Raw genomic sequence first — 10,926 nt, 5'->3', positions numbered from 1 at the left:
TCTTCCGTCGGTCACGTATATCCCGGCGCCAACGCAAACGTGCCGTTCTTGGCGGTGGAGGCTTCCGACATCACGATCTCTTCGGTCAGGTAGCCATTATGCTGTGTCGGCGAGAAGCTGTAATTGCCGAAGTAGCCGGGGTATTTCGATAGCGTGTTCCAGTAGGCGATGATCCCGGCGCTGTCAGTCGATCCGCTTTCCGCGACGGCCTTTGCGATCAGCTCGATCGCATCGATGCCGCCGGCGATCCACCACAGCAGCGTATCGTTCATCACGACGTTGGCCTTGGCCAGACGCGCGACCAGGTCCTCGCTCTTCGGCGGCAATTTTCCGGCCGCGTCGTAGCTGCAGCTCTTGTAACCGATGGCGTAGACTTTCTTCCAGTTGGCGGGTTTTTCGACGAGGCCGGCGATCTCGCCCGAAGACATCGAGGGGTGGCCGACGAACGGGACATCCCAATTCATCACCGCGCGGACGTTGAACATGCGCGCTTCCATACCGGTGGAGACACTCCAGACCACGATCACTTCGGCGCCGGCGTTTTTGGCGCGCAGCATGTCCGGCGTCATGTCGGGCTGGGTCGCGTCGACGTTGGCCTGATAGACCACCTCGGCACCATCCTTCTTGAATGCCGTGACCGAAGCACCGACAGCGGTCACGCCATAGCCGGTGGTATCGCCGATCACGGCGACCTTTTTTGCCTTGAGGATATTGAGGCAGTAATTGCGGACCGCGTCATCCCATTGGCTGTTCGACGGCGCCATCCGGAAGGCGTTTGGAAACTTGGTGGTGTCGATCAGAGTCTCGACGACACAGGGGTGAATATCCGGGATCTTGGCACGCGCCATGATCGGCGTGGTCGCCAGCGCCTCGCCGGAATTGAGCGGGCCCCAGATGGCATGGACCTTGGCTTGACTGATCAGTTCCTGCGTGGCGTTCACCGCCTTGGTCGGATCGCCCTGGGTATCGCGCATGAAGAGTTCGATCTTGCGGCCCTTGACGCCGCCGCCGGCGTTGATCGCATCCACCGCAAAATTGACTCCGCGGTTGAAGCCGATGGTCGGCGCCGAACTCGGACCGGTCATCGCAGCGAGGCAGCCGACCTTGATCGGTTCCGACTGGGCAATGGCGGGGACTGGAAACGAAAATGCTGCGGCGCCCGCGGCGCCGGCGCCGCCCAACAATACGTCACGACGTGAAATGGCCATGTGATGCGCTTCCTGTTCCTCTGCGGCGCCCGTCATTGGCTGACGGCGTCGGTGTCATTCTCCCCGGCTCATGGGCGGGGTTTAATGATCAAATTTGAGCCTGACGCGGCAAACTTGTCCAGCGGTCATAAAAACATGGCAGGTCATTGTTCATGGCCGGCGCGTCCAACGGTCGGCATTGACGGCGCCAACCGGCGCCTCGCCCGCGATGATCTTCTCGACCTGCCGCACCGTTTCCAGCGATTGGCTCTCGATCGCCGGCGGCGTCAGCCCGCCGATATGCGGCGTGGCGATGACGTTCGGCAGTTTTGCCAGTTCCGGCGACGGCATCTGGTCCAGCGCGCGGCCGACATCCATCGCGGCGCCGGCGATGCGGTTCTCGCGCAACGTCGCCGACAACGCCGCCTCGTCGACGAGGTTGCCGCGCGACAGGTTGATGAAGAAGGCGTGTGGCTGCATGCGCGCCAGCGCCGCCGGCCCGATCAGATTTTCGGTTTGCTCGTTGGCAACCGCGAGACAGACGACGTAGTCGGAGCGCGCAAGCAAATCGTCGAGCGGCACGTGCTGGATGGCGGCATCGCTGACGGTCGCAAAGGGATCGGCAATCAGAATTTCCATGCCCAACACCTTGGCGATATCAGCCAGATAGCGGCCGATGCTGCCATAGCCGATGATGCCGAGGCGGCCGCCGGCCAGTTGCCGGCCCATGATGATCTCGGGCTTCCGTCCCGAATGATAGTCGGCCGTCGCACGTGGCACGCCGCGCGACAGATCGACCATGAAGCCGAGCGCGAGTTCGGCGACCGATTGAACGAAGCCCGGCCCTGCCCGCGTCACCAGGATGCCGGCCGCAGACGCAGCATCGACATCGATGTTACGGATATCGACCGCACAGCGAACGAAGGCGCGCAGTTTTGGCAACGCCGGAAATATCTCGCCCGGACCGGCGGTGAGGCGATCGGCGACGATGATGTCGACATCATCAGCGGCCTCGATCAGGCCGGCGGCGTCGAGCGCATCATTCGATTCATGCAGCTTGACCTGCGCGACGGCTTGCAACCCGCTCAGGCTGCGCTCGCCATAATATTGCACGCGGGACTGCGGCGTATGGGTCAACAGGACTTTCACGTCAGTAGCCGAAGGCGCGCGGCAATGCCGTGCTAAGCGAGGGTACGAACGCAATGACCAGCAGGCAAAGCAGCAGCAAACCGAGATATCCCATGATCGGCTTGATGGTCTGCTCGATCGGCACGTTGCCAATCAGGCAGGCGCCATAGAGGCCGAGCCCCAGCGGCGGCGCAAACAGGCCAATCCCCATCGCCACGACCAGCACGACGCCGAAATGCAGGGGATCGATGCCGAGCTTGACCGCCACCGGCATCAATAGCGGCCCGAAGATGATGAGCGCCGCCGCGCCTTCCAGCACCGAGCCCATCACGATCAGCACCGCGATCGACAACAGCATGAACAGCCAGACGCCCTGCGACCCCGACAACGACAGCATGATGTCACCGACGGCATGCGGCACCTGCTGCAGCGTGAGGACGAACGCCAGCGATTGCGCGGCGGCGACGATGAACAGCACCAGCCCCGAACGCGTCGCCGATTGCACAAAACTGTGCGCTGCCGTCTTGAAGGTGAGTTCGCGGAACACGATGCTGCCGACAATGATGGCGTAGACCACGGCGAAGGCCGAGATTTCGGTGGCGGTCGCAAAGCCGGTCTTGAATCCGAAGAAGATCATGAAGATCAGCCCGAACGAGGCGATGGCGCCGCTCCACAGGCCGGAGACCGCCGCCCGCGGCTCGGCTTCCGCGGCAGGCTCAGGCCGTTTTCCAAGAATGATCGACAGCACGATCAGCGCCAGCGCCATCAGCCCCGCGGGCAAGATACCCGCGACGAACAATCCGCCGATCGACAGATTGGCGACGAAGCCCAGGATGATGAGATTGATGCAAGGCGGAATGGCTTCCGCCATGACCGCGGAAGCCGCCAGCAACGCCACCGCGCCGCCGGGGTTTTGGCGCGACCGGCGCGCCGCCGGGATCAGCACCGAGCCTACCGCCGCGACGTCGGCCATCTTGGAGCCGGAGATACCCGAGAACAGCACCATCGACATCACCATGACCACGTTGAGGCCGCCACGCATCCGCCCGACCGCCCGCTGCAACAGCTCGATCAGGCGGACCGACATGCCGTTGGCCTCCATCAAATAGCCGACGAGGATAAAGAACGGGATCGCCAGCAGCACGAAATTATCGATGCCGCGCGCCATCTGCTGCGCGAAGATGACGCCGGGCAGCGTGCCCTCCACCCAGATGAAGATCAGCGCCGCCAACGCCAGCGCAAATCCGATCGGCAGTCCACCGAACAGCGTGATGAAGAAGCCGATCAGCATCAGCGTTCCCGACGACGGCACGGAGTCCGGCGCCAGAAAATCCCACGCCAGATAGAACGCTACGATCAGGCCGGTTGCGAGAATTCCGGCCACGATGTCACGAAGCGAGCGCGTGCAAAAAATCTCCAGCGCGAACACCGTCATGAACAACGCGCCCGCGCCCATCGGATAGAACGTCCATTCGAGCGGAAGCCCGGAACCGGAGGTTTGTCCCGTGGTCAGCCAGCCCATCTTCATCGCGTTGAAGGCAACATAGAAGGCGATGACCGTCACGAGCAGCGCGCCCATGGAACCAACGACGCGGCGGGCATCGCGCGGCAGCATGTCGATGAAGAAGGCGACGCCCAGATTCTCGGCGCGGGCCAGCGCGCTGGCGGCGCCGAAGAAGCTCGATCCCACCATCAGGCCGCGCGCCACGTCGTCGGCCCATTCGACCGGCGCATTGAACAGGAAGCGCAGCAACACCGAAACACAGACGACCAGGAGATCGGCGGCGAGCAGGATCGCCGCAACCACGTCGCTCACGGCAAGCAGCGAGGCCGTGATCCGGTGACCGCCGCTTTCAAGCGAGGGCGCGGCGACTGACATAACGTGTTACCTCAGGTCTGCGTCGCGCGGATCATGTCGACCACCGGCTTCGCCTCGGGGCGGGCTTTTATGAAATTGTCGGTCTGCGGAAGCACGCGCTTGCGGAACGCATCCTTGTCGCATTCGACGATGGTGACGCCCTTGTCCGCCAGATTCTTGAGCGCCTCTTTCTCCATCTCGAGGCCGTGCATGCGGGTGTCAGCGGCCGCCTTCCCCGCCGCGTCGAGGAATCCCTCGCGCAGCTTGGGGTCCATCCGCTTGTACGTCGCATCGCTGAAATAGGTCGCGAGCGGCGAGAAATTGTGCTGGGTCAGCGCATAGTGCTTCGACGTCTCATAGAACTTGCTGGCAAGGATGGTCGGCGGGTCGTGCTCAAGCCCATCAAGCACGCCGGCCTGCAGTGCCGTGTAGATTTCGCCGAACGCCAGCGGCGTCGCGGCGGCGCCCATCAGGCGCAGACATTCGGTAATGACGGGGTTCGGCAGCGTCCTGATCTTGAGCCCGGCCAGATCTTCGGGGCCTTTCACCGGCTTCTTTGCCAGCACGCTGCGCGAGCCGAAATTATACGCCCACGAGATGATGCGGATGTTCGCGCCCTTCAGCAGCGCCTCCTCGATCGGTTTTGCCGCGCCGGCCTCGAACGCCTTGGTCTGTTGCGGGAAGCTGGAGAAGAGGTAGCCAAGGTCGAAGGTTCCGACCAGAGGCACGAGATTGGCCGAGATCGACGAGCCCGACAGCATCAGGTCGATCACGCCGAGCTTGACCGAATTGATGACGTCGATTTCCTGGCCGAGCTGGTTGTCGGGAAAGAACGTGACCTCGATCTGCTCGCCGAGGCCGTTGCCCTTCAGGTGCTTCACCAGATTGTCATAATAGACGCGGCCGTTGGCATATTTGGGATCGTTGGGAAGCGACGAGGAGCACTTCATTTTCATCGTCGCGGCTTGCGCCCGCCCGATGATCGCCGGTGACAGCACCAGCCCCGCGGCGACCGCCGTGGACGATTTCAACAGCACGCGCCGGCTGACGGGCCCAGTCTTCATGGCGCTTTCTCCCCTTAGTTTGTTTTTCAAGGCTTGTTGCTCAAGCCTCGTTTCGGCGTGTCGTTGCACCGCGTCGGCGCGGATGCACAATTTAACCTTCTGGGTAAATTCTATGACCAAACGGAAGCGGCGCGCAAGGGTGCGTGTAAGGAGGCCGCCTACTTTTGCGGTGACATCAGCATCAAGCCCTCGTCTAGAGAATTTATACGGAGCGTTTGGCCCTGCTCGCGAACCGCCAAGCATAGCCTCCGGCGAAGGCCGTTTTGTGCTAACCCAACAATGACAACCGATGACACTGAACCATCGGCCTTCGTATGACAGAAGTAGCTTTGCCACTGTTCGAGCGGCGCTACCGGACAACATTATTCCTATCCGACTTCCGACAGGAAAAGACATCGTCGGCCAGCAGCTCTCCCGCATCGTTAAGAATGGTTGGTACGTCCATGTCACTCCTCACAAATTTTGAGGGGGCCAAGAGAGGCCGTACCAATTAGCGATAATTACCCTGTTGCTAGGTTGGCAAAGGATAGTTTGAGAACGGTCGCTCTCGGGCAGCTATTTCAAGTATGAGGATACAAACTTATTCACGCTCGCCTCCGACTCGTCGATCCACTCATTCATTTTCAGTGCAAATTGTTCTGGGTCAGCCATGAACGAATGAAGGGATTTGAAGCAGATAACTGCCGACCAGTCTCCAAGATCGACGTACGTCCACGGCTTTTCCGGAACATCTTTAGCAGCTCTCAATGACTGCATGCTCCTCTTGTTGTCCGCCCCCACGCATAGAAACACGGCATCGGGCGCTTGAATTGATGCGCTTCCAAAGGTCACCGCGGGCGCCAGCGCAATACCGTATCCAAAAAAAAGATCCGAGAATGTTTGGTGGGAGAGAAAATTCCACCCCCAAATTAAGCTGCGCTTGGTATCAAAATACAAGCTCGATTCATGAATTGATCTGCCGGTCGCAAAGCAGCCCTTCAAAGATTTTACATGATTGTAGATCGTTTCGAATGTGTGGTCCATCCGACTACCAGCTCGGAGATAGACGAACGCTGACGCAAATTCGTCACGCCCAGCAAACTCATGGCTCATGTTCATCTCCTCCAAAAACAGCACAAGTTCACATATCAACGTTGCAACATCGGCTTGCAGCGTTCCGATATTCTCATTGATATTGATGAGAGCCGCGGCAAGGGAGCCCCAGGTGACAACATGAGGTTTAGCGCCGCAGCTTCTTCTCGCCTCATCTAGAAAGCCTTCATTAGGCTGAGTGAGGTGAGTTAGCAGACAGATAACGCCCGGAAATGCATCTGGCTTGGACGCAGTTATCCATCTTCCATAAATTTCAAGTTGGTCGTTGCCGTCACTGTCCTCGCTTATAGGAGCACCGATCTTATGCTCGACTGCAACGATCGGATCGCTTCCCGCAAATACAACTAAGTCAATTCGCCCTTTCAAAATGACATGCTGCGTTTCCATTCGAATGACGTCGATGGCTGAGCTGAATTCGTCCCACTGCTGCTGCACCCCGGTCGGCATGAAAACGCGACGAACAAAATGCTTCTGCGTTTCTCCATCGAGACGATTGAACAGGTCAGTAAGGCATTCGGTCAGGTAGTCCTCAAGCGGAGATCGAGCGGCCCTTGACCGATATTTGAAAAGCTTGCCATAGAGGGATGTCATATGTGCAAAGCTCCAGGTCAATAGCCCTCCGATCTTACACATCTTTCTTACTTAGAACAGGGTCAACGACCGCTAAGCGCTCGCCGATCACCGTTTCTCTTAGCCATTCTCGCCAACCGCAAACATGTCCCGTCGCGCACCGCGACCGCAGAACGCCGCTCATGTGAAGGGGACGGTTGATCGCCCTTGGCGGCCATTCAGGAGCCCGCTGATGCGCTCTCCTTAAGGAGCCCGCGCAGCGGGCGTCTCGAATGATGTGAGGCCACAGACGGACCTCATGGTTCAAGACGCGCTACGCGCTCCTCACCATGAGGGGGCCCGTGACGCAGTGCATCTACTTCGTCCGCGCGACCGTCGTGCCATCCCAATCTTCGCCGACGGGATTTTCGAGCTGCTGCCGGCAGCGCTCGATCATCGCCGATGACGCCGCGTCGTTACGGATTTCAAGCACCTTCTCGAACGCAGCGATCGCGGCCTCGAAGTCACGCGCGCGCCATGCAGCCAAGCCGGCCTCATAGGAAGCCACCCAGTCGAGCGCCCCGCCGAACTCGCCGGCCATATCAAGCAATTCATAGATCTGCAGTCCGCCCGCGCGGCCATAGACCGCCAGCCGGTCGAGTTCGCGAACCACGATGCTGTTCCCCGCCAGCCGGCGGGTCTCGGGGCCGATGATGATCGTGGAGCCGTACGCCTTGTTGGTGCTCTCCAGCCGGCTTGCGATATTCACGGCGTCGCCGATCACCGTGTAGTTCAGCCGCACTTCCGATCCGATATTGCCGACCAGCATGTCGCCGGAATTGATGCCGATGCGAATCTTGACGCTCTCGCCGTGGTCGTCGACGAGGCCGGCCTCTTCCACCGCGCGCCGACATGCCAGCGCCGCGCGGCAGCAATCAACGGCATGATCGGGGTTGGGCGACGGCGCGCCCCAGAACGCCATCACGGCATCGCCGATGAATTTGTCGATGGTGCCGTTCTGGCCCTGGATCTGCACCGAGACGCTGTCGAAATAGCGCGACAGCAGCGGAATGATGCGGTCGCCGAGCCGCTCCGACATACCGGTAAAGCCGGCGAGGTCGATGAACATCACGCTCATCGGCCGCACCGTACCGCCGAGGCGCGCCCCGTTGCCGTCGCTGATCAGCCGCTTCACCAGGTCGGCCGGAATGTATTTCCGGAACGCGGCAAGTCCCTGCGCCATGTCGCCGATCGCGCCGGAAAGATTCCCGATCTCGGTCAGCCGCGACGGATGCCGCTGCACCTTGTCGAGGTCAAAACGCTCGACATGCCTGATCTCGTTGACCACCTTGATCAGCGGCGCGGCGATCAGGCGCTGGGCCAGCCATGCCGACAAAAGCCCGGCAAAGACGATCAACACTGCAAGGCCGATCACCAGATTCCGGATCGTCATCTGGACGGGTCCGAGAAACTCCGATTCCGGCACCACCGTTACCAGCGACCAACCGGGAAACGAAATCGGCGTGATGACGGCCTGATAGGCCTTGCCGTCCCGAGTTACTGTCGTATTGAACGGCTGCCCCTCGCCGGGTTCGTAGGCGCTGCCGGCATTGCGGATCGCGTCGACCGCGACCGGCAACAGCGGATGATCGGTCTTCAGCGCCACCAACTCGCTGGCATCGGGATCGGGTGAGGCCACCACCTTGCCGTCCCGCTCGAGAATAAAGGCGCCTGCGGATTTGCCGACCGTGAGCTGCGACAGGAAATTCGAGACACGGGTCAGTTCGATGATGATGGCAATGACGCCTGCCGATTTCCCATCGATGTCGACCGGGGCCGAAAAGGCCGCCGCCAGCGCTTCGCCGCGCGGATGCCTCGTCAGCGTCGACCAGTATTCGTCGTTGGTCTCTTTGGTGACTCGAAACCATTCCTGCTCCGTCACGGAATAATCGGTTTCTTCGAACCAGCTCGCCTTGAGCCGAAGATCGTTGCCGACGAACTCGTAGCGATTGATGCGCATGTTGCGGTCGGGCGTGATCTCGAGCATTTCGATGATGTTGTTGCCAAGCTTGTGTCCGGCAAAGAACGATCCATCCGGCCATCCGAACGCCACCCAGGAGATGGTCGGCTGCGACAGCAATTGCGACCGGAAAACAACTTCGCGTTTCCTGGCATCGCGCGGCTCGAACACTTTTTCGGCCAGCAGCGTTCGTACCGCCATCATTGACGAGCGCGCCTCCGTCGTGACCGATTGCAGTTCGTCGCCCACGGCCGAAACGATCTGGTCGTTGATGGTGTTGGCAAGCGTCTGGCTGACCTGCTGAGCAGTGCGCCACCACAACAGATGCACGCCGACGGCGCTGACGACGATGGACGTCAGTACGAGGGCCGAAATGGCGGTGCGGATGCCGAGGCGCATGCAAAGGTCCCGTTGCGCGGTCTGATCACCGCATTACGGGACCATACTAGCGTCTGTTTCAGCCGCGAGGCCATTTCGGCGCCCCGGACACGGCTCTGTGACCGAAGTTGGGACAGAACGCCACGAAACTTATCGTTTGCCTGTTCCGTACAAGCCAGTACGGCGCTATGCCTTGTGGCAATTCTCGAAGGTCATGCAATGCACGATGTTTCCATCCCGGCGGCCCTGATTGCCGGTCTCGTCAGCTTCCTCTCCCCCTGCGTGCTGCCGCTGGTGCCGCCCTATCTGATCTATCTTACCGGCGCGACCATCGAGCACGTCGCCAATGGCGAGGCGGGCCAAACCTCCAGGCGCGCGGTGATGACTTCGGCGCTGATGTTCGTGCTCGGCTTTTCCACCGTCTTCGTGGCGCTCGGCGCCAGCGCTTCCCTGATCGGCGGCCTGATCCGCGCCTGGTCGGCAGAGCTCTCGATCGTGGCCGGCATCGTGATCATCATCATGGGCCTGCATTTCCTTGGCCTGACCCGGATCGGGCTCTTGATGCGCGAGGGCCGGATGACGATGCCAAAACCGGTCGGGCTGTGGGGCGCCTATGCCATGGGGCTTGCTTTTGCGTTTGGCTGGACCCCATGCATCGGGCCGATTCTGGCGGCGATCCTGTCGATCGCGGCCGCCGAGGCCACCGTCACCAAGGGCGCCGGCTTGCTGGCGGTCTATTCCGCCGGGCTTGGAATCCCGTTCCTGCTGGCGGCGTTCATGGTCGAACAATTCTCCTCCTTGTTTGCGCGGATGAAGCGGCATCTCGGCAAGGTCGAGCATGCCATGGGCATCCTGATGGTGATCACCGGCATCGGCTTCTTGACCGGCTCCGTGACCAGCATCAGCATCTGGCTGCTGGAGACTTTCCCCGCACTGCAAAATTTCGGTTAGGCCCCGTAACAAGCGGGCCGGCCATTGCGAAATTGCTGTCGGAGCCGGATTGCCGCCATCGCAGCCGCGGCACTTTTCGAGCGCGCCGGGTCTAGGGGGACCGCAGATCGCGGCCTCGCATTACACCAAATACTTAGAGGGGGGTTCGCATGCATTTCATCATCAATCTTCTCATCCTGTTGCCAGCGCAGATCGCATCGCATTTTTCCTGGGCTGGCCCCCTGATCATGCGGCTCATCGTCGGTTACACCTTCATGCTGACCGGCTGGGGCAAGCTCAATAATCTGGCGCAGGTGACCGAGAACTTTATCGGTTGGGGCATTCCGTTTCCCAAGATACTGACCCCCTTTGTGTCGGGCGTCGAATTTTTCGGTGGCGCGATGCTGATCCTCGGCCTGTTCACGCGAATCCCGGCCGCGATGCTGGCAGTCGTCATGGTCGTCGCCATCCGGTCGGCGAAATGGGGCGACGTCGATTCACTGGAGACGCTGCTCGGCTTCGAGGAGGCGACCTATTTTGCTGCCTTCATGTGGCTGGCGATCTGCGGTCCCGGCGCGGCGTCACTGGACCGGCTGCTGGTGAACGCGACCGGCCTCAGCGAGAAATCGACCTGATCTCACAATCCTGTGACAGCGCCGAAAAGCTGAGCCCGGATTTCGCCCGCCGCGTAGCTGGCGAAACGCCACCGCTTCCGGGAGC

8 protein-coding genes are annotated in these 10,926 nt (G+C 60.8%); 2 read left to right on the top strand and 6 right to left on the bottom strand.

Features of this window, described 5'->3' with window-relative positions; all coding sequences use genetic code 11:
- Positions 1-11: 11 nt before the first annotated feature.
- The 6 genes from V1283_RS02830 to V1283_RS02805 form a co-directional block, all read right to left on the bottom strand.
- On the bottom strand, positions 12-1,208 hold the full coding sequence (locus V1283_RS02830) for an ABC transporter substrate-binding protein (RefSeq protein WP_334384925.1): 1,197 nt from the start codon (positions 1,206-1,208) through the stop codon (positions 12-14).
- Between the two features lie 150 nt (positions 1,209-1,358).
- Positions 1,359-2,336, bottom strand: coding sequence for a hydroxyacid dehydrogenase (locus V1283_RS02825; RefSeq protein ID WP_334384924.1), 978 nt, complete (start codon positions 2,334-2,336; stop codon positions 1,359-1,361).
- Between the two features lies 1 nt (position 2,337).
- A complete protein-coding gene (locus tag V1283_RS02820; RefSeq protein ID WP_334384923.1) occupies positions 2,338-4,194 on the bottom strand; it encodes a TRAP transporter large permease in 1,857 nt (618 codons plus the stop codon).
- A gap of 11 nt (positions 4,195-4,205) precedes the next feature.
- On the bottom strand, positions 4,206-5,237 hold the full coding sequence (locus tag V1283_RS02815; protein WP_334384922.1) for a TRAP transporter substrate-binding protein: 1,032 nt from the start codon (positions 5,235-5,237) through the stop codon (positions 4,206-4,208).
- A gap of 555 nt (positions 5,238-5,792) precedes the next feature.
- Complete coding sequence (locus tag V1283_RS02810; RefSeq protein WP_334384921.1) at positions 5,793-6,920, bottom strand: hypothetical protein; 1,128 nt, start codon at positions 6,918-6,920, stop codon at positions 5,793-5,795.
- Positions 6,921-7,254: 334 nt separating this feature from the next.
- Entirely contained in the window at positions 7,255-9,297 is a 2,043-nt protein-coding gene (locus V1283_RS02805; RefSeq protein WP_334384920.1) for an adenylate/guanylate cyclase domain-containing protein, read from the bottom strand.
- 198 nt (positions 9,298-9,495) lie between these two features.
- Here V1283_RS02805 and V1283_RS02800 point away from each other — a divergent pair, with 198 nt between their 5' ends.
- The gene (locus V1283_RS02800) at positions 9,496-10,227 is read left to right on the top strand and encodes a cytochrome c biogenesis CcdA family protein (RefSeq protein WP_334384919.1); all 732 of its coding nucleotides are present in this window, start codon (positions 9,496-9,498) and stop codon (positions 10,225-10,227) included.
- Positions 10,228-10,376: 149 nt separating this feature from the next.
- Positions 10,377-10,841 carry a DoxX family protein gene (locus V1283_RS02795; protein ID WP_334384918.1) on the top strand — a complete coding sequence of 155 codons (465 nt, stop codon included), beginning with the start codon at positions 10,377-10,379 and terminating at the stop codon, positions 10,839-10,841.
- Positions 10,842-10,926 lie beyond the last annotated feature (85 nt).

This window comes from Bradyrhizobium sp. AZCC 2262 (assembly GCF_036924535.1).
Classification (GTDB): Bacteria; Pseudomonadota; Alphaproteobacteria; order Rhizobiales; family Xanthobacteraceae; genus Bradyrhizobium.
Note: the sequence above shows the minus strand (reverse complement) of the source record. Positions and strands in the feature narration are given on the sequence as shown.